This window comes from Ruegeria sp. BG10 (assembly GCF_056538575.1).
The window spans coordinates 225,475-241,876 of the sequence record NZ_JBQFTI010000005.1; the positions used below are offsets into that span (position 1 = coordinate 225,475).

Consider the following 16,402-nt stretch of genomic DNA (forward strand, 5'->3'; position numbering starts at 1 on the left):
TTTGTTAAGGAAATAGCGTGATCACAAACCACGGGGGTCGGCACCACTCACCATACCTAGTGCCGAGGTTGTTGCAAATGAATGTTCTGATTGTTGAGAGTAACCCCGATCTTGGTCGGGTCTGGAAAAGGCATCTGGAACGGCAAAATGCCGAGGTGACGCTTGTCACCGGGCAGGAGGCCGCGATCCTTGCGCTTTATGGCGCGGATTTCGACATTATCGTGCTGGATCTGGTTCTGGAAACAGGCAGCGCGCTGGCAGTGGCGGATTTCGCCAGCTATCGCCGCCCCGAGGCACGGGTGATCTTCGTCACCAATACCACATTCTTTTCGGATGGTTCGATTTTCGCACACAGCCCGAACGCCTGCGCCTATGTGCAAAGCGGGACGCCGCCAGAGGATCTGGCGGCGATGGTGGAACATTACGCGGCGGGTCGCTGACCGCGGCCATGAGGCTCGGCATAGTTCAGTGCCGGGTTCACCGGGATGATCCGGTGCGGATTGATGCTGTTGTGGCTGTAGTGATAGTGGCGCACGATGTGGTTCATGTTCACCGTTCCGGCCACGCCCGGCCACTGGTACAACTCGCGGGTGAAGGCCCACAGGTTGGGGTAGTCGATCAGCCGGCGCCGGTTGCATTTGAAATGCAGGTGATAGACCGGATCGAACCGGATCAGCGTGGTGAACAATCGCCAGTCGGCCTCGGTCACACGGTCACCCATCAGATAGCGGTTCGAAGCCAGACGATCCTCAAGCCAGTCCAGCGTGTCGAAAAGCGGCTCAACGGCGGCATCATAGGCTTGCTGAGTGGTGGCAAAGCCGGATTTGTAAACGCCGTTGTTGACGTTGGAATAGATGCGGGCGTTGACCTCTTCGATCGCGTCGCGCATCGCCTCGGGCCAGTAGTCGTCGGTATTGCCGGTGATGCCGTCGAAGGCCGAATTGAACATGCGGATGATTTCCGAACTTTCGTTCGAGACAATCGTTTCCTGCTTTCTGTCCCACAGGATCGGAACGGTCACGCGGCCTGAATAGGCCGGGTCGGCCTTGGTATAGACCTGATGTGCAAAGTCCAGACCGTACAGCCCGTCACCCGTGGCGCCGTGGTCGTCGGTTTCGAAGGTCCAGCCGTGATCCAGCATGTCGGGATGCACTACAGAAACCGAGATCAGGTCGCTCAGCCCCTTTAGTTCGCGGAAGATAAGCGTGCGATGCGCCCAGGGGCAGGCGTGGCTGACATACAGATGGTAACGATCGGACTCTGCCTTGAACCCGCCTTTGCCGGTCGGTCCGACGCTGCCATCGGCGGTCAGCCAGTTGCGAAACTGCGCGGCGCTGCGTTTGAACGCGCCGCCGGTGGATTTGGTGTCATACCAGGTGTCATGCCATTTGCCGTCGACCAACAGGCCCATTTCAAGTCCTCCGCAATGCGATTTCGGTAAACATAAGGGGTCGCTGCCTGCCTTCCTATGACAGGCGACGCGCACCGAACCTGCGCTTGCGCACAGGTCGATTAGGATTTCCACGCAACAATTTAAGGCCAAAGGCTGTTGTGTGAACGGCTTCATTGGATTTTTACGATTGCTGCCGCACAATAGAGACCATTGCGGGGGAAATTTATTATGACGACCTATGTTTCAAAGGAAATCAGCGCCGAATTGGATGCGGCGCGAATCGCGGCTCTGAAGAAAACCAGCCGGCTACGGGTGCAGATTGGCGACAATGCCTTCAAAATTCTGAGATTGTGGAAAGACGGCTTCACTGTCGAGGCCGCATCGACACCTCGGCTGCGTGGGCTGGTCGATATCTACGATGGCGCCCGTCACCTGTATCAGTGCCTGATCATTGCGGATGAAGATGAAGCAGGTGAAATGCGGTACGAGTTCAAGCGCAGCACGGCAGCGGCGGACAAGGCTCCGCTGGACTTCTACCGCGCGCCGGATGCGCCGATTGCCCTGCTGGGGTACGAGGACTAGGGGCGGATTTCCACGACAGTACCGGTTGGCGTCAGGCTCCAAAGCTGCGCCATTTCGGCGTTTGAGATCGCGATGCACCCTGCCGTCCAGTCGCCGGGCAGGGTCAGGCCGACAACACCGTTTGGTTGCCCGTGTATGAAGATATCTCCGCCCGGATCGATGCCCAGGCTTTGGGCGCGCGTGACATCTTCGGGCAGCGGATAGTTGATCCCCAGTGACAGGTGATAGGCGCTCTGAGGATTGCGCCTGTCGATCTTGAAGGTGCCAATCGGTGTTTTCCCGTCACCTTCCTGTTGCTTATCGCCATCGGGAGCAAAACCCAGTGCGATGTCGGCCTGCATAACAACTGCACCGTTCAGCGTGGCGGTCAGCAAACGGGCAGACTTTTCGATCAGGATATGGTCAATCTGCGTGGCGTGAGGAGCCATTGGCGGCGCAGGCGGGCGCGGCCCGAACTGGTGCCAGCCAAACCACGCCGCGCCTGCCGAAAACAGCAAAAGAGTTATAAGCGCAAACCGCCGCATGCCCTACTGCAGATCGGCAAAGGCGTGCTTCAGCCGTTCACAGGCATCTTCAACCCGCGCCCGCTGGGTGGCCAGATTGAACCGTTCAAAGGTCTCTCCTCCAATGCCAAAACCGGGGCCGGAGGATGTGGCGATCCGGGCTCCCTCACGCAGGCGCCGGACGAATTCGTCGTGGTTCATTCCGGTGCCCGAGAAATCAACCCAGGCTAGGTAAGTGGCCTGCAGCGGCATGGACCATAAACCGGGAATCTCGGCGATGGCGGCGTCAAAGATTTTACGGTTGCTGTCCAGATGCGCGATCTGCGCGTCGACCCATTCCGCCCCTTCCGGCGAATAGGCGGCCGTGATCATCGCCACGCCCAGCGCACTGGGATCGTAATCCAGCGCTTGTATCCGGTGGCGCATGGCCGCACGCAGTTTCGGATCGGGAATGATCATGTTGCCTGTCCGCTGACCGGCGATGTTGAACGTTTTGGACGCTGCTGTCAGGGTGACAGTCCAGGGCCGTGCGTCAGGGGCGGCCACATCCATCGGCACAAAGGTGCTGCCGGGATAGACCAGATCGTGGTGGATTTCGTCAGAGACCAGGATCAGCCCGTTGCGTTCAGCGAAGGCGGCCACCGCGCGCAGTTCGTCCGGCGTCCAGACCCGGCCCGAAGGATTCTGGGGTGAGCACCAGAGCAACAGTTTTTCCGACCCGTCCAGCCGCGTTTGCGCGTCATCCAGATCCAGAACATAGGAATCGCCGTGCCGCACCAGCGGGCATTCGACCACACGACGCCCGGATTTGTTCACCTTGTGGGCGAATTCATGATAGACGGGGCTGAAAATCACCACGCCGTCATCGGGTTCGCTCCAGACATCCAGACAGAGGGCAATTGCATTGCCGAGACCCTGCGACGTCAGCACCCAATCGGTGTCGATCTCCCATCCGTGGCGGCTTTTCATCCACCACTGAACCGAAGCCAGGTAATCCGGGTGAATCCAGGAGTATCCGAAGGCACCATGATCGGCGGCTTTGCGCACTGCGTCGATCACGCAAGGCGCTGTCGCGTAATCGGAATCTGCCGTCCACATCGCCAGCCCATCCTCGGGCGAGACGCCATATAGCGTCTCCATCTTGTCCCATTTTGAACTGTTGGTTCCCCGGCGGTCGATCAGGTCGTTGAAAGTCATGTCTTCTCCATCTGTCCTGCCGAAAGCTAGCTGCTATTCCCGCGGGCGCAAGGGGGGCGTTGCGGCGGGGGGCGGGATGGCCTAAATCAACCCCATGAAACGCAATATCCTGATCCATCCCGATCCCCGCCTGAAAAAGGTCTGCGCGCCGGTTTCCGACATCACCGACGACTTGCGGCAGCTGGCCGATGACATGCTGGAGACGATGTATGACGCGCCCGGCATCGGGCTGGCCGCGCCACAGATTGGGGTGTTGGACCGCTTGATCGTGTTGGATTGTATCAAGGAAGAGGGTGAGACGCCGCGCCCGCTGATAATGTTCAACCCGGAAGTCATCGCGTCGTCGGACGAAACCAATGTCTACGAAGAAGGCTGCCTGTCGATCCCCGAGCAATTCGCCGAGGTGACGCGCCCCAAAGTGGTCGATGTCACGTGGTTGGATCGCGATGGGAACCTGCAACAGGAAACCTTCGACGGGCTCTGGGCAACCTGTGTGCAGCACGAGATTGATCACCTGAACGGCAAGCTGTTCATCGATTACCTCAAGCCGCTGAAACGTCAGATGATCACCCGCAAAATGCAGAAGCTAAAGCGCGAGCGGGCACGCGCATGACTGTTCGAACCTGCCTGCCGTGGCCGGATAAACGCCTGCGGACCAAGGCCGAGGACGTCACCGAGATCACCGATGAGATACGCGCGATCTGGGACGACATGATCGACACGATGGAGGCAATGCCCGGCGTCGGTCTGGCCGCCCCGCAGATCGGTGTGATGCTGCGGTTGGCTGTAGTGGACGGCTCGACCGAGCGTGGTCGCGCGGTGCGTCTGGCAAATCCGGAAATCCTCCACAGTTCGATTGAGCTGCGCGAACATGACGAGGCCAGCCCGAACCTGCCGGGTGTTTCGGCCAAGGTGAAACGTCCGCGCGCTGTGACTGTCAAATATCTGAACGAGCACGGCATGATCGATCGACGCGATTTTGTTGGCATCGAAGCCACCAGCGTTCAGCATCAGATCGACCACCTGAACGGCCGGATGTATTTCGACCGGCTCAGCAAGGTCAAACGGGACATGCTGCTGCGCAAAGCCAGAAAGCAGGGGTAGGAATGCGGGTCATTTTCATGGGCACGCCGGAATTCTCGGTTCCTGTACTGGACGCTCTGATTCAGGCTGGGCACGAGATTGCTGCGGTGTATTGTCAGCCCCCGCGCCCGGCGGGTCGCGGCAAAAAGGACCGTCCGACGCCGGTGCATGCCAGGGCCGAGGCTCTGGGCCTGACTGTGCGCCATCCGGTTTCATTGAAATCACCGGAAGACCAGGCGGCCTTCGCCGCGCTGAATGCCGATGTGGCCGTGGTCGTGGCCTATGGCCTGTTGCTGCCGCAACCCGTTCTGGACGCGCCAACGCAGGGATGCCTGAACATCCACGCCAGCTTGCTGCCGCGTTGGCGGGGTGCTGCGCCAATTCACCGGGCGATCATGGCGGGCGATGCTCGCACCGGCATTTGCATCATGCAGATGGAGGCCGGGCTGGACACCGGCCCGGTTCTGTTGCGCAGGGCCACCGATATCGGGCCCGAGGAAACTACCGCCCAGTTACACGACCGCCTTGCGTTGATGGGTGCGGATCTGATTGTCGAGGCGCTGTACCGGCTGCCGGACCTTACGCCCGAACCACAACCGGACGATGGCGTGACTTATGCGACCAAGATCGACAAGGCCGAGGCGCGGGTGGACTGGACCAGACCCGCGCACGAAGTCGATCGCCTGATCCGGGGCCTGTCGCCCTTTCCGGGGGCATGGACCGAGATGGACGGCGAACGCGTCAAACTGCTCGCCTCACGATTGGCCGAGGGGCAGGGCGCGCCGGGTGAAGTCCTCGATGACACACTGCGCGTGGCCTGTGGAAGCGGTGCGGTTGACCTGCTGCGTCTGCAACGGGCCGGCAAGGGGGCACAGGATGCGGATGTGTTTCTGCGCGGCTGGCCCGTGCCCAAAGGACGCCGAATTCAGAAGGAACAGTGACTTGTACATGATTTTGTTTGGGACGGTTCTGATCGCTGCTGCGGTGGGGGCGCTTTCGGAAAAATCCGGCTTCACCCGGAACGGGTATCTGCCGTCCGTCATCATTTGTATCGGCGGGGCGTTTTTGTTTTACTTCGCGCAGATCATGTTTGGCAGAATGTTCGGGTTCAATTTCGGGATCGGGTCGCCGGGGATGAACGCCATTGTGTCTTCCGTCGGTGCGCTGGTCATCGTACCCACCCATTGGAGGAAGTAGCATGCCCGTCATCGCCCTGATCGTGATCGGAGCCGCCGCTGGCTTTCTGGCCACCCGCCTGATGCGGATCGAGGCGGATATCCCCACAACCATGCTGATCGGCATCATCGGGGCCCTGGTGGGCGGATTTCTGTTGCGCGCCCTCATAACGGTGGCGGGCTGGCTGTCGGGCTTTGTCGGCGCCGTACTTGGTGCGCTGCTGGTGATCTGGATCTGGCAGACCTATCTGCGCCGCTAGCCCGCCAGTGCCCGGGCATTGGGCAATGGGGATGACTTACCGCCCAGAGCGACCGTTTAGGGTAGATCGCTGTTGAATATGGAAATGGCGACTTTCCATGCGCCGTCAGGCTGGCGTTTCAGGATGTTGACGAACTTGCCTTTTTCGGGCGGGTCCGTATCCGCGATGGCATAAGTTCCGACCTGATAGGCCATATCGCCGTCTACGCCATAGTCGATTAACGCGTTTTCGTGCGTGCCACCGGTATTTTCCCTGATGCGGGAGCGGTAGGTTTCGACGAAAGCGGCCCTGCCGCGCGTCATGGCTTCTCCGGGCGGCATAAGCATGACGTCTTCGGTAAAGAACGCAGCACACCCGTCCGCGTCGCCCCGGTTGAATGCGTCATTATAGGCGGCGTCGAACTTTTCGAGGGTTTCTTTCATATCCATGGGCCCCTCCCACTGACCGTTAAACCTGCGAAATGTCTGCCCCATCGTGCCACAAGGCTGCGACATCCCCAAAGAAGGCAAAGTGGCGGTACAACTTCCGGCTTTTCAAACTGCGCTTGGCAGGCGTGGAGGGGCAGCGTTTCAGCGGCGCGGTGGGCGGGCTTTGTAGACCGGCAGTTGCCAGCCAAACAGCAACGAACCGGCCCGCAATGCCCAGCAGATCAGCGCGCAGGTGGTCAGCGCCACAAACTCACCAAACCCCAGAAGGGTGATCAGCACGGCGGTCAGCGCACCGGCAAAGGCGCAGGACACATATAGCTCGCCCTGTTTCAGAACCAGCGGCACCTCATTGCAGACCACGTCGCGCATCAGCCCGCCGAGGCAGCCGGTGGTTATTCCCATCAGGACCACGATTACGCCCGGCTGACCCAGCGCCAGAGCCGCACCCGTGCCGGCGGCAACGGCAACGGACAAGGCAAAACTGTCCAGCCACACCAGCCAGTTGTACCGGCTTTCCACCAGATGAGCCGTGAAGAACACCAAAACGGCGGCCGCGACCGCGATCAGGATATAGTCAGGCTGCCCCACCCAGAACACCGGGTGACGGTTCAGCAGCAGATCGCGCACCGTGCCGCCGCCAACCGCGGTCAGACATGCGATAAACGCGAATCCGACAAGGTCCAGTTGCGCCCGGCTGGCCACCAATGCACCCGTCAGTGCAAAGACCAGAACCGAGGCGTAATCGAGCAGGGCAAGCCCGCTCACGCCTGGGCCTTTTTTGGTTTGAACGGGGCCATGCCCGCGCGGGCAAGCTCATCGGCTTTTTCGTTTTCGGGGTGCCCCGCATGGCCCTTGACCCATTCCCAGGTCACGTCGTGGCGGGATTGCGCCTCATCCAGACGCTGCCACAGGTCGACATTCTTGACCGGCTTTTTATTCGAGGTTTTCCAGCCGTTCCGCTTCCACCCGAATATCCACCCGGTTACGCCGTTTTTCACATAGGCGCTGTCGGTTACGACGGTGATCTTCGACGCCCGATCGAGCGTCTCCAGCGCGCTGATCGCCGCCAGCAATTCCATGCGGTTGTTGGTGGTCTCGGCCTCGCCACCGTTCAGTTCGCGCTCTTTCAGGACTTTGTCGCCGTCCACCGCGCGCAGCAACACGCCCCAGCCGCCGGGGCCGGGATTGCCGGAACAGGCGCCGTCGGTATAGGCAAAAAGCTCAGGCATGGGCCAGAACCAGAATAAACCCGTCATAGGACCCCGCCAGCCCCTTTCCCATCCCAGTGGTGATCCGGTCGATGGTGAACCCCGCCTGCGCCAGCGCTTCTTCGATCTCGGTCTGCGAGAAATAGGTGTAATAGCGGTCCAGGTCGTCGCGGTGTTCGCCGGTGCCCAGTTTCAGTCCTAGGAAAAAAACACCCTCGGGTTTCAGGGCACGGTGGATGGCGGCCAGATGTTTGGGGAAATCCGCGCGCGGGGAATGCAGCAGCGAAAAACTGGCATAGACGCCGTCATACGCGGCCTCTTCACTTACATCGTCGAACGTGCCCAGATGCGCGTCCACACCGTTTTCGCGGGCATGTTCGACAAAGGCCGGGGTGGCGTCCAGCGCGCGGACCGTCAGCCCTTCGCGCATGAAAAAGGCGCTGTCCGAGCCGGGGCCGGAGCCCAGGTCCAGGACATATCCTGTGCCCACCGCCTCGGCAAAGGCCATGCGGGCCTCAATCTGTTCCGGGGGCAGGGGGATCTGCAGATAATCCATCACGCGGGTCGAATAGGCTTTGATCGTTCTTTCGTCGGTCACAGGTAAACTCCTACTGCGAGGCAGGCCAGGACAATGACTGTCAGCAGCACGCGCAGCCGCAACCACCAGGTTGGGGTCAGCCGCCAGTACGCAAAGATGGCGTCCAGCACCAGCAGACCGGCGAAGCCATACATCAGGTTGGTCCCCGTGCTGACCGGCCCGCCGCCGGTTTTGAAAAACGCCCACAGCGCGGGCAGAACCGACAGCGTATAGCAGGTTGCTGCCTTGCTGCCCGAGGTCTTGGTGGCAAAGCCCCAGAGCACACCGGACATAAAGCTGAGGATCACCGAGCCATAGAACAACTGCACATAGGGCCCGACAAAGCGCGCGCCCAATGCGTGCGTGCCCCAGGCGTGCAGATCATCGCTCAGGTACGTCAGCGCGCCCCAGATGAACGGAATCAGCCCGGCCAGCCCGAGGACAAACGGTGCCCTTGGGATACCGCTCATGCGGGTTCTCTCAGCACGCGGGGCACTTTGAATTCGACATTTTCAACCGCTGTTTCCACCATTTCGACGGCCACATCATAATGGTCGCGGAAGGCGTCGATCACCTCGTTGACCAACACCTCGGGGGCGGACGCGCCGGCGGTGATGGCAATGGTGGAAATCCCCTCCAGCGCCCGCCAGTCGATATCGGTCGCGCGTTGCACCAGTTGGGCATAGTTGCAGCCGGCGCGCGCTGCGACCTCGACCAGACGGCGCGAATTCGACGAGTTCGGCGCGCCGACCACCAGCAGGGCGTCCGATTTCGGAGCGACAGCCTTGACCGCCTCCTGCCGGTTGGTGGTGGCATAGCAGATGTCTTCTTTGTGCGGTCCGATGATGGCCGGAAACCGGGCCTGAAGGGCGGCAATGATGTCCTTAGTGTCATCCACGGACAGCGTGGTCTGAGTCACAAAAGCCAGCTTGTCGGCATCACGCACCGCGACGCGCGCGACATCCTCGACGGTTTCGACCAGCAGAACCTCGCCTTCGGGCAGTTGCCCCATGGTGCCGACGGTTTCGGGGTGGCCCTTGTGGCCGATCATGATCATCTGCAGCCCGGCGTCCGCATGGCGCTGGGCCTCGACGTGAACCTTGGACACCAGCGGGCAGGTGGCGTCAACATAGATCATTTCGCGCTGTGCCGCCGTGGCCGGAACCGATTTGGGCACACCATGGGCGGAAAAGATCACCGGGCGGTCATCGGGGCATTCATCCAGTTCCTCGACAAACACCGCGCCCTTGGCGCGCAGCCCGTCGACGACGAATTTGTTGTGCACGATTTCATGGCGCACATAAACCGGCGCGCCCCACTTCTGCAGCGCCATTTCAACGATCTTGATCGCCCGGTCCACACCGGCGCAGAATCCGCGCGGGGCGGCAAGGTAAAGGGTCAGCGGGGGCTTCGTCATGTCACGGTCTCCATACGGCCACAGGTAAGTCTTTTCCCGGCCTTGGTCCAGACAGGACGGCGTCATTTACCTGACATGAATCAGTGCTAGCCAATAGGTGTTTCAGCACCTGTTCCTAGTTAAAGCAGCGCGGTCAGGGTGGTAAATCCTGACCGCGCCGATTTCTTCCCCGGAAATGAGCAGCCGGGGCCTATTGCCCGCCGGCCGCCGCGACGCTGCGCGGTTCCATCGGCACATCGCGCGGAGGGCGCCCGATTACTTCGCGCAGGTCTTCCAGTTCGATGAAGTTATCTGCCTGGCGGCGCAGCTCGTCCGAGATCATCGGCGGCTGGCTGCGGATGGTGGAAACCACCGAAACGCGCACGCCCTGACGCTGAAGGCTTGCAATCAGCGGGCGGAAATCCCCATCGCCCGAAAACAGCACGATATGATCGACACGCGGCGCAAGTTCCATGGCATCCACGGTCAGTTCGATATCCATGTTGCCCTTGACCTTCCGACGCCCCATGCTGTCGGTGTATTCCTTGGCCGGTTTGGTCACCATGGTGAAGCCGTTGTAATGCAGCCAGTCAACCAGGGGACGGATCGGCGAATACTCGTCGTTTTCCAGCAGCGCTGTATAGTAAAAAGCCCTGAGCATCTTGCCGCGGCGCATGAACTCCTGGCGCAGCAGCTTGTAGTCGATGTCAAACCCCAGTGCTTTTGCGGCCGCATAAAGATTCGAGCCGTCGATGAACAGCGCTAGCCGTTCGTCTTTATAAAACATAAATAGATCCTTCCGGTACAAACCAGAACGCCGGGTGTTACGTGAGTGAGCTTAGGAAATATGCGGCGCGCTGATACGCCTATAATTAAGGCTTTTATTATGTATCGCAAGTATGCAATTCGCCGAATATAGGGAGCAGGATGAGCAATTTTTCGTCAGAAGCGGTGATCGCGTTGGGGGCAAATCTCAGTTTGAGAGGTTCAGAACCCAAGGTGACACTTCAGAAGGCCCTGGACGCGATTTCGCGTCAGGGGGTGGTGATTCGCGCCACAAGCCGCATTTACCGGACGCCGTGTTTCCCGGCCGGTGCGGGCCCGGATTATGTCAACGCCGCCGCCCTGATCGGGGCGGATCGGTCGCCCGCCGACCTGTTGCGCGTGCTGCATGAGGTTGAACACGAATTTGGCCGCGAACGGGTGCAACGCTGGGGTATGCGGACCCTTGATCTGGATCTGGTCTGCCACGGTGATCTGGTTCTGCCGGACCTGACCGAATATGACAGGTGGCGGAATTTGCCGTCCGAGGCGCAGAAACAGCAGGCCCCGGATCAGCTGATCCTGCCGCATCCCCGCCTGCAAGACCGTGCCTTTGTTCTGGTTCCGATGGCGGATGTGGCCGCCGGGTGGCGCCATCCGGTGCTGGGGCGGACGGTTGCGGAAATGCTCTCGGACCTGCCTGCTGAAGACACGGCGGCAGTCACCCCATTGTGATTGGTGCGTTGATGGCATTTCTTGCTTGTCAAGGCAGGGATTCGCGCTTAGATAAACGGCTTCCTGACATGGATTCAGTAACGGAGAGCGCCCAATGGCCCGCGTGACGGTAGAAGATTGCGTAGACAAGGTTCCGAACCGGTTCGAGCTGGTGATGCTTGCCGCCCATCGTGCGCGCGAGATTTCTGCCGGTGGCCCGATCACCGTGGACCGTGACAACGACAAGAACCCTGTCGTGTCGCTGCGCGAGATTGCCGACGAAACCCAGAGCGCCGATGAACTGCGCGAGCGTCTGATCGAGGCCAACCAGACTCAGATCGAGGTGGACGAGCCGGAGGAAGACCAGATGGCTCTGCTGATGGGTGCGGAATCGGACAAGCCTGCCGATGACGACATGTCCGAAGAGAAGCTGCTGCGCGCTCTGATGGAGGCTCAAGGCCAGGGGTAAGCCCCAGACACGAAGGTGCGGACCGGATGATTTCTGCTGACGATCTGATTGCGCTGGTCCGCAACTACAACCCCAAGACAAATGCTGACCGCATCGCCCGGGCCTATGAGTTCGGAAAGCAGATGCATGAGGGTCAGTTCCGCCACTCCGGCGAGCCCTATTTCACCCATCCCGTTGCCGTTGCCGCCATCCTGACCGAACAGCGTCTGGATGATGCGACCATCATTACCGCGCTGCTGCACGACACGATCGAAGACACCAAGGCCAACTACGGCAAAGTGTCCGAGCTGTTCGGGGAAGAGGTCGCCAAGCTGGTCGACGGCGTCACCAAGCTGACCAACCTGCAGCTTTCCAGCCGCGAAACCAAGCAGGCAGAGAATTTCCGCAAACTGTTCATGGCCATGTCCAAGGACCTGCGGGTCATTCTGGTCAAGCTGGCCGACCGCCTGCACAACATGCGGACGATCAAGGCGATGCGTCCGGAAAAGCAGGTGGTGAAAGCGCGCGAGACGATGGATATATACGCGCCGCTTGCGGGCCGGATGGGTATGCAGTGGATGCGCGAAGAACTGGAAGACCTCGCCTTCCGCGTCCTGAACCCCGAAGGCCGTCAGTCGATCATCCGCCGTTTCATCACGCTGCAACGCGAAACCGGCGACGTGATCCATCGCATCACCGGTGACATGCGGCACGAGCTGGAAAAGGCGGGTATCGAGGCCGAAGTATTCGGCCGCGCCAAGAAACCCTATTCGATCTGGCGCAAGATGCAGGAAAAGGATCAAGGCTTCTCGCGCCTTTCCGACATCTATGGGTTCCGCATCATCACCCAGACCGAAGAGGATTGTTACCGCACCCTCGGCGCGATCCATCAGCGATGGCGCGCGGTGCCGGGGCGATTCAAGGATTATATCAGCCAGCCGAAATCGAACGGTTATCGCTCGATCCACACCACAGTCTCGGGCCGTGACGGCAAACGGGTCGAGGTGCAAATCCGCACCCGCCAGATGCATGACGTGGCCGAAACCGGCGTCGCGGCGCACTGGTCGTATCGCGACGGCGTGCGCTCGGAAAACCCCTTTGCCGTGGACCCGGCCAAGTGGATTGCGAACCTGACCGAGCAATTCGACAGCGAGGATGATCACGAGGATTTCCTCGAAGCGGTTAAGCTGGAGATGTACTCGGATCAGGTGTTCTGCTTCACGCCCAAGGGCGACGTGGTGAAGCTGCCGCGCGGGGCGACGCCGATCGACTTTGCCTATGCCATCCATACCCGTATCGGGCACGCCTGCGTGGGGGCCAAGGTGGACGGTATCCGCGTGCCGCTCTGGACCCGGATCAAGAACGGGCAATCGGTGGACATCATCACCGCCGACGGCCAGACGCCGCAGGTCACCTGGCTTGAGATTGCGGTCACCGGCAAAGCCCGCACCGCCATCCGCCGGGCGTTGCGCGAGGTGGACCGTGAACGCTTTATCAAGCTGGGCAAGGAACTGGCGCGGTCCGGGTTTGAAAACGTGGGCCGCAAGGCGACCGACAAGGCCCTGGACACAGCTGCCAAACACCTGCGCCTGAAAGACCGGCATGAGCTGCTGGCCCGCCTGGGCAGCGCCGAACTGACGGCGCATGACGTCGTCAGCGCGGTCTATCCTGAACTGACACAGGACGAAGGTGACGCGATCCCGCTGCGCCGGGCTGTGATTGGCCTTGAACCGGGGCAGAAATTCGACCGCGCGCCCTGCTGTCAGCCCTTGCCGGGCGAGCGTATCGTCGGCATCACCTATCGCGGCAAGGGCGTGGTCGTGCATGCCATCGACTGCGATCGCCTGTCTGATTACGAAAGCGAACCCGACCGCTGGGTCGATCTGCATTGGCATTCGGGCACCCACCCCGCCGTTTATGGCGCGACGCTGGACGTGACGATTGGCAACGATGCCGGGGTGCTGGGGCGTATTTGCACATTGATCGGTGAGAAAAAGGCCAATATCTCGAACCTGGAATTCGTCGACCGCAAACCGGATTTTTACCGCCTTCTAATCAGTGTCGAACTGCGCGACCTGGAACAGCTGCATTCGCTGATGCTGATGCTGGAAGCCGAAAGCGACGTTGCCGCGGTCGAGCGGTACAGAGACAGGACCAAAACCGCCGTTGCGGCTGGCTGAGAAGGGGTGATCAGGAGTGGTTTTCAAGCGCCGAGATCGACGCTCGCCTGTCCAGATCGCTTCGGAATTCGTCTATCCCCGTGGCGGATGGACCCGGGCCTTTCACTATGTCAAACACCGCGTCCGTCGCCTGCCGGATTCACCTGAACGCATCGCGCGCGGAATCGGCGCAGGTGTATTTGCGGCATTCACACCGTTTTACGGGCTGCATTTTTTGGTTGCCGCAGTACTGGCCCGGCTGCTGAACGGCAACATTCTTGCCGCGCTCAGCGGGACATTCTTCGGTAATCCCCTAACTTATGTCCCCATCGGCGTCGTCTGTCTGCAAACTGGGCATTTCCTGCTGGGAACCGAGTTTCAGGAAGGCGATACACACGGCCTGATGGGTAAATTCGCCAATGCAATAGGAGACCTGAAGGACAACCTGATCGCCGTGTTTACCGATCGGGTGGCCGACTGGCACGGGTTGGGCATCTTCTACCGCGAGGTGTTTTACCCCTACATGATCGGCGGCGTCCTTCCCGGTATTCTGGCCGGAGTGATCTGCTTCTATCTCAGCCTGCCACTGATCCGTACCTATCAGCAACGCCGCCGCGCCAAGATCAAGGCCAAGTTCGAAGAAATCAAACGTCTGGCCGAATCCGAGGCTGCCGTTCCCGTTGCAAACCCACTAGGCTCGGGTCGGAATTCGGGAAAGGAATCAAGCGATGTCTGACAACCACCTGCGTCTGGGCGTGAATATCGACCACGTGGCCACCGTGCGCAACGCCCGTGGCGGGGCATATCCCGATCCGCTGCGCGCTGCCAAACTGGCCGAAGAGGCCGGGGCCGACGGTATCACAGCCCATCTGCGCGAAGACCGCCGCCATATCTCGGATGCCGATATCGACGGGCTGATGGAGGTTCTGTCGGTGCCGCTGAATTTTGAAATGGCCGCCACCCCGGAAATGCAGAAAATTGCGCTGCGCCACAAACCGCACGCGGTCTGCATCGTGCCCGAAAAGCGCGAGGAACGCACCACCGAAGGCGGGCTGGAAGTCGCGCGCGAGGAAAACAAGCTTGCGCATTACATCGCGCCGCTGCGCGAAGCCGGGTGCCGCGTGTCGATCTTCATCGCTGCCGACCAACGCCAGATCGAAGCCGCCCATCGCATCGGGGCCGAGGTGATCGAACTGCACACCGGGGCCTATTGCGACGCCCATGCCGAAGGCCGCATGGACGAGGCCGCGCGCGAACTGGATGCGTTGCGCGAAATGTCTGCCTATGCGCATTCGCTGGGGCTTGAGGTTCACGCGGGCCACGGCCTGACCTATGACACCGTCAAACCCGTGGCCGAGTTTCCAGAGGTCCGCGAATTGAACATCGGCCATTTCCTGATCGGCGAGTCGATCTTTCTGGGGCTCACCCCGGCCATTGCCGAAATGCGCCGATTGATGGATGAGGCGCGGGCGTGATCACAGCGGGGTTCATAGCGATCTGGATCGCCTGGCTATTGGCGGGCGGCTCTCCGGGTCCGGCGACAATGGGTATTGCGGGGACCGCCATGAACGAAGGCCGCCGCGCGGGCCTCGCCTTTGCGCTGGGCATCTGCGCCGGGTCCGCAGCATGGGGCATCGCCGCGGCGCTGGGGCTGTCGGCGATCATGCTGGCCAATGTCTGGGTTTTCGAAGTCATCCGCTATGTCGGAGTGGCGTATTTGGGCTGGCTGGCGTTCAAGGCCCTGCGCCGTGCGATGACATCGGACGAAATTGCGCTGGGCAAACCGGCGACCGGCTCTGTTGGCGCGATTTTCGCCAAAGGCGCTGCAATCCACCTGACCAATCCCAAGGCCATCCTCAGTTGGGGGTCGATCTATGCCCTTGTCGCACCAAGTGACGCCAGCCTGCAGATGCTGCTTGGGTATTTCGCACTGCTCTACGCGGGTTCGTTGCTGATCTTCGTCGGCTATGCATTCCTGTTCTCGTCTGCCCGTATCGTGCGGTCCTACCGGCGTGCCCGCCGCTGGTTCGATTTCGCCTTTGCAGGATTTTTTGGCGTGGCCAGTTACAAGATTTTGACGGTGCGGCTGACATGATCCTCGGCATCGGTACGGACCTTGCGAATATCGACCGCATTCAGGGCACGCTCGACCGGTTTGGCGACCGGTTCCGCAACCGTGTCTTCACCGAGACCGAACAGCGCAAGGCCGAGCGTCGCGCCGATACCGCAGGCACCTATGCCAAGCGCTGGGCCGCGAAGGAGGCGTGTTCCAAAGCGCTGGGCACCGGCCTGCGCATGGGTATCGCTTGGAAGGACATGGCGGTTTCCAACCTGCGCACCGGGCAGCCCGTCATGCATGTCACCGGCTGGGCTGCTGAGCGCCTGAAGGAAATGACACCGGACGGGCACGAGGCGATCATTCACGTCACCCTGACCGATGATCACCCCTGGGCGCAGGCCTTTGTGGTGATCGAGGCGCGCCCGCTTCACGAAGGCACCGCGCAGCCTTGACTCGCC

At 60.7% G+C, this 16,402-nt stretch carries 24 protein-coding genes; 14 read left to right on the plus strand and 10 right to left on the minus strand.

The window, feature by feature from the left end; all coding sequences use genetic code 11:
• Positions 1 to 77: 77 nt before the first annotated feature.
• Positions 78 to 440, plus strand: coding sequence for a response regulator transcription factor (locus ACR0D8_RS18255; protein WP_475163031.1), 363 nt, complete (start codon positions 78 to 80; stop codon positions 438 to 440).
• On the opposite strand, the gene ACR0D8_RS18260 is transcribed toward ACR0D8_RS18255, so the two are convergent.
• Entirely contained in the window at positions 422 to 1,411 is a 990-nt protein-coding gene (locus tag ACR0D8_RS18260) for a glutathione S-transferase family protein (RefSeq protein ID WP_480648643.1), read from the minus strand. The genes ACR0D8_RS18255 and ACR0D8_RS18260 overlap by 19 nt on opposite strands.
• 210 nt (positions 1,412 to 1,621) lie before the next feature.
• Between ACR0D8_RS18260 and ACR0D8_RS18265 the strand changes: the two genes are divergently transcribed.
• Positions 1,622 to 1,975 (plus strand): hypothetical protein, encoded by a 354-nt coding sequence (locus tag ACR0D8_RS18265; RefSeq protein ID WP_475163028.1) that lies wholly within the window; start codon positions 1,622 to 1,624, stop codon positions 1,973 to 1,975.
• Here the strand turns inward: ACR0D8_RS18265 and ACR0D8_RS18270 are convergent.
• Both ACR0D8_RS18270 and ACR0D8_RS18275 read right to left on the minus strand, forming a co-directional pair.
• Entirely contained in the window at positions 1,972 to 2,499 is a 528-nt protein-coding gene (locus tag ACR0D8_RS18270; RefSeq protein WP_480648645.1) for a L,D-transpeptidase family protein, read from the minus strand. The two genes, ACR0D8_RS18265 and ACR0D8_RS18270, sit on opposite strands and share 4 nt — an antisense overlap.
• Positions 2,500 to 2,502: 3 nt before the next feature.
• The gene (locus ACR0D8_RS18275) at positions 2,503 to 3,675 is read right to left on the minus strand and encodes a MalY/PatB family protein (protein ID WP_480648647.1); all 1,173 of its coding nucleotides are present in this window, start codon (positions 3,673 to 3,675) and stop codon (positions 2,503 to 2,505) included.
• Between the two features lie 94 nt (positions 3,676 to 3,769).
• Between ACR0D8_RS18275 and def (ACR0D8_RS18280) the strand changes: the two genes are divergently transcribed.
• Genes def (ACR0D8_RS18280) through ACR0D8_RS18300 form a run of 5 tightly spaced genes read left to right on the plus strand, consistent with a single transcriptional unit; the run spans position 3,770 to position 6,193 of the window.
• Positions 3,770 to 4,288, plus strand: coding sequence for a peptide deformylase (gene def, locus ACR0D8_RS18280; protein WP_480648649.1), 519 nt, complete (start codon positions 3,770 to 3,772; stop codon positions 4,286 to 4,288).
• Positions 4,285 to 4,779, plus strand: coding sequence for a peptide deformylase (gene def / locus ACR0D8_RS18285; protein WP_480648651.1), 495 nt, complete (start codon positions 4,285 to 4,287; stop codon positions 4,777 to 4,779). The genes def (ACR0D8_RS18280) and def (ACR0D8_RS18285) overlap by 4 nt, the downstream gene beginning before the upstream one ends.
• A 2-nt stretch (positions 4,780 to 4,781) precedes the next feature.
• A complete protein-coding gene (fmt, locus tag ACR0D8_RS18290) occupies positions 4,782 to 5,699 on the plus strand; it encodes a methionyl-tRNA formyltransferase (protein ID WP_480648653.1) in 918 nt (305 codons plus the stop codon).
• Between the two features lie 7 nt (positions 5,700 to 5,706).
• Positions 5,707 to 5,955 (plus strand): hypothetical protein, encoded by a 249-nt coding sequence (locus ACR0D8_RS18295; protein ID WP_475163013.1) that lies wholly within the window; start codon positions 5,707 to 5,709, stop codon positions 5,953 to 5,955.
• Position 5,956: 1 nt separating this feature from the next.
• Positions 5,957 to 6,193, plus strand: coding sequence for a GlsB/YeaQ/YmgE family stress response membrane protein (locus ACR0D8_RS18300; RefSeq protein ID WP_480648655.1), 237 nt, complete (start codon positions 5,957 to 5,959; stop codon positions 6,191 to 6,193).
• Positions 6,194 to 6,249: 56 nt separating this feature from the next.
• Here the strand turns inward: ACR0D8_RS18300 and ACR0D8_RS18305 are convergent, their stop codons facing one another.
• The 7 genes from ACR0D8_RS18305 to ACR0D8_RS18335 all read right to left on the minus strand — a co-directional run bounded on the left by ACR0D8_RS18305 (position 6,250) and on the right by ACR0D8_RS18335 (position 10,589).
• Positions 6,250 to 6,621, minus strand: a complete 372-nt coding sequence (locus ACR0D8_RS18305) for a YybH family protein (protein WP_480648657.1) — start codon at positions 6,619 to 6,621, stop codon at positions 6,250 to 6,252.
• A 141-nt stretch (positions 6,622 to 6,762) separates the two neighbouring features.
• A complete protein-coding gene (locus ACR0D8_RS18310; RefSeq protein WP_480648659.1) occupies positions 6,763 to 7,386 on the minus strand; it encodes a trimeric intracellular cation channel family protein in 624 nt (207 codons plus the stop codon).
• Positions 7,383 to 7,850 (minus strand): ribonuclease HI, encoded by a 468-nt coding sequence (gene rnhA, locus ACR0D8_RS18315; protein ID WP_480648661.1) that lies wholly within the window; start codon positions 7,848 to 7,850, stop codon positions 7,383 to 7,385. The genes ACR0D8_RS18310 and rnhA overlap by 4 nt, the downstream gene beginning before the upstream one ends.
• A complete protein-coding gene (locus ACR0D8_RS18320) occupies positions 7,843 to 8,427 on the minus strand; it encodes a class I SAM-dependent DNA methyltransferase (protein WP_480648663.1) in 585 nt (194 codons plus the stop codon). The genes rnhA and ACR0D8_RS18320 overlap by 8 nt, the downstream gene beginning before the upstream one ends.
• On the minus strand, positions 8,424 to 8,876 hold the full coding sequence (locus ACR0D8_RS18325) for a DUF3429 domain-containing protein (RefSeq protein WP_480648665.1): 453 nt from the start codon (positions 8,874 to 8,876) through the stop codon (positions 8,424 to 8,426). Before ACR0D8_RS18325 ends, ACR0D8_RS18320 begins: the two co-directional genes overlap by 4 nt.
• On the minus strand, positions 8,873 to 9,823 hold the full coding sequence (ispH, locus tag ACR0D8_RS18330) for a 4-hydroxy-3-methylbut-2-enyl diphosphate reductase (RefSeq protein ID WP_480648667.1): 951 nt from the start codon (positions 9,821 to 9,823) through the stop codon (positions 8,873 to 8,875). The genes ACR0D8_RS18325 and ispH overlap by 4 nt, the downstream gene beginning before the upstream one ends.
• A gap of 190 nt (positions 9,824 to 10,013) precedes the next feature.
• Positions 10,014 to 10,589 (minus strand): LabA-like NYN domain-containing protein, encoded by a 576-nt coding sequence (locus ACR0D8_RS18335; protein ID WP_475162992.1) that lies wholly within the window; start codon positions 10,587 to 10,589, stop codon positions 10,014 to 10,016.
• Between the two features lie 140 nt (positions 10,590 to 10,729).
• Here ACR0D8_RS18335 and folK point away from each other — a divergent pair, with 140 nt between their 5' ends.
• The 7 genes from folK to acpS all read left to right on the plus strand — a co-directional run bounded on the left by folK (position 10,730) and on the right by acpS (position 16,396).
• On the plus strand, positions 10,730 to 11,299 hold the full coding sequence (gene folK, locus ACR0D8_RS18340) for a 2-amino-4-hydroxy-6-hydroxymethyldihydropteridine diphosphokinase (protein WP_480648669.1): 570 nt from the start codon (positions 10,730 to 10,732) through the stop codon (positions 11,297 to 11,299).
• A gap of 94 nt (positions 11,300 to 11,393) precedes the next feature.
• Entirely contained in the window at positions 11,394 to 11,747 is a 354-nt protein-coding gene (gene rpoZ / locus ACR0D8_RS18345; RefSeq protein WP_010437681.1) for a DNA-directed RNA polymerase subunit omega, read from the plus strand.
• 26 nt (positions 11,748 to 11,773) lie between these two features.
• Positions 11,774 to 13,906 (plus strand): RelA/SpoT family protein, encoded by a 2,133-nt coding sequence (locus tag ACR0D8_RS18350; RefSeq protein ID WP_475162988.1) that lies wholly within the window; start codon positions 11,774 to 11,776, stop codon positions 13,904 to 13,906.
• Positions 13,907 to 13,922: 16 nt separating this feature from the next.
• Positions 13,923 to 14,621, plus strand: coding sequence for a DUF2062 domain-containing protein (locus ACR0D8_RS18355; protein ID WP_475162987.1), 699 nt, complete (start codon positions 13,923 to 13,925; stop codon positions 14,619 to 14,621).
• Positions 14,614 to 15,360 carry a pyridoxine 5'-phosphate synthase gene (locus ACR0D8_RS18360; protein ID WP_480648672.1) on the plus strand — a complete coding sequence of 249 codons (747 nt, stop codon included), beginning with the start codon at positions 14,614 to 14,616 and terminating at the stop codon, positions 15,358 to 15,360. The genes ACR0D8_RS18355 and ACR0D8_RS18360 overlap by 8 nt, the downstream gene beginning before the upstream one ends.
• Positions 15,357 to 15,980, plus strand: coding sequence for a LysE family translocator (locus ACR0D8_RS18365; protein ID WP_480648674.1), 624 nt, complete (start codon positions 15,357 to 15,359; stop codon positions 15,978 to 15,980). The genes ACR0D8_RS18360 and ACR0D8_RS18365 overlap by 4 nt, the downstream gene beginning before the upstream one ends.
• On the plus strand, positions 15,977 to 16,396 hold the full coding sequence (gene acpS / locus ACR0D8_RS18370) for a holo-ACP synthase (protein ID WP_480648676.1): 420 nt from the start codon (positions 15,977 to 15,979) through the stop codon (positions 16,394 to 16,396). The genes ACR0D8_RS18365 and acpS overlap by 4 nt, the downstream gene beginning before the upstream one ends.
• The last annotated feature ends 6 nt before the right edge of the window (positions 16,397 to 16,402 follow it).

What these genes read in the sequence shown, in the direction of transcription:
- ACR0D8_RS18255 (WP_475163031.1), top strand. Translation starts at nt 78, where the DNA reads ATGAATGTTCTGATTGTTGAGAGTAACCCCGATCTTGGTCGGGTCTGG.
- ACR0D8_RS18260 (WP_480648643.1), bottom strand. Translation starts at nt 1,411, where the DNA reads ATGGGCCTGTTGGTCGACGGCAAATGGCATGACACCTGGTATGACACC.
- ACR0D8_RS18265 (WP_475163028.1), top strand. Translation starts at nt 1,622, where the DNA reads ATGACGACCTATGTTTCAAAGGAAATCAGCGCCGAATTGGATGCGGCG.
- ACR0D8_RS18270 (WP_480648645.1), bottom strand. Translation starts at nt 2,499, where the DNA reads ATGCGGCGGTTTGCGCTTATAACTCTTTTGCTGTTTTCGGCAGGCGCG.
- ACR0D8_RS18275 (WP_480648647.1), bottom strand. Translation starts at nt 3,675, where the DNA reads ATGACTTTCAACGACCTGATCGACCGCCGGGGAACCAACAGTTCAAAA.
- def (WP_480648649.1), top strand. Translation starts at nt 3,770, where the DNA reads ATGAAACGCAATATCCTGATCCATCCCGATCCCCGCCTGAAAAAGGTC.
- def (WP_480648651.1), top strand. Translation starts at nt 4,285, where the DNA reads ATGACTGTTCGAACCTGCCTGCCGTGGCCGGATAAACGCCTGCGGACC.
- fmt (WP_480648653.1), top strand. Translation starts at nt 4,782, where the DNA reads ATGCGGGTCATTTTCATGGGCACGCCGGAATTCTCGGTTCCTGTACTG.
- ACR0D8_RS18295 (WP_475163013.1), top strand. Translation starts at nt 5,707, where the DNA reads ATGATTTTGTTTGGGACGGTTCTGATCGCTGCTGCGGTGGGGGCGCTT.
- ACR0D8_RS18300 (WP_480648655.1), top strand. Translation starts at nt 5,957, where the DNA reads ATGCCCGTCATCGCCCTGATCGTGATCGGAGCCGCCGCTGGCTTTCTG.
- ACR0D8_RS18305 (WP_480648657.1), bottom strand. Translation starts at nt 6,621, where the DNA reads ATGGATATGAAAGAAACCCTCGAAAAGTTCGACGCCGCCTATAATGAC.
- rnhA (WP_480648661.1), bottom strand. Translation starts at nt 7,850, where the DNA reads ATGCCTGAGCTTTTTGCCTATACCGACGGCGCCTGTTCCGGCAATCCC.
- ACR0D8_RS18325 (WP_480648665.1), bottom strand. Translation starts at nt 8,876, where the DNA reads ATGAGCGGTATCCCAAGGGCACCGTTTGTCCTCGGGCTGGCCGGGCTG.
- ispH (WP_480648667.1), bottom strand. Translation starts at nt 9,823, where the DNA reads ATGACGAAGCCCCCGCTGACCCTTTACCTTGCCGCCCCGCGCGGATTC.
- ACR0D8_RS18335 (WP_475162992.1), bottom strand. Translation starts at nt 10,589, where the DNA reads ATGTTTTATAAAGACGAACGGCTAGCGCTGTTCATCGACGGCTCGAAT.
- folK (WP_480648669.1), top strand. Translation starts at nt 10,730, where the DNA reads ATGAGCAATTTTTCGTCAGAAGCGGTGATCGCGTTGGGGGCAAATCTC.
- rpoZ (WP_010437681.1), top strand. Translation starts at nt 11,394, where the DNA reads ATGGCCCGCGTGACGGTAGAAGATTGCGTAGACAAGGTTCCGAACCGG.
- ACR0D8_RS18350 (WP_475162988.1), top strand. Translation starts at nt 11,774, where the DNA reads ATGATTTCTGCTGACGATCTGATTGCGCTGGTCCGCAACTACAACCCC.
- ACR0D8_RS18360 (WP_480648672.1), top strand. Translation starts at nt 14,614, where the DNA reads ATGTCTGACAACCACCTGCGTCTGGGCGTGAATATCGACCACGTGGCC.
- acpS (WP_480648676.1), top strand. Translation starts at nt 15,977, where the DNA reads ATGATCCTCGGCATCGGTACGGACCTTGCGAATATCGACCGCATTCAG.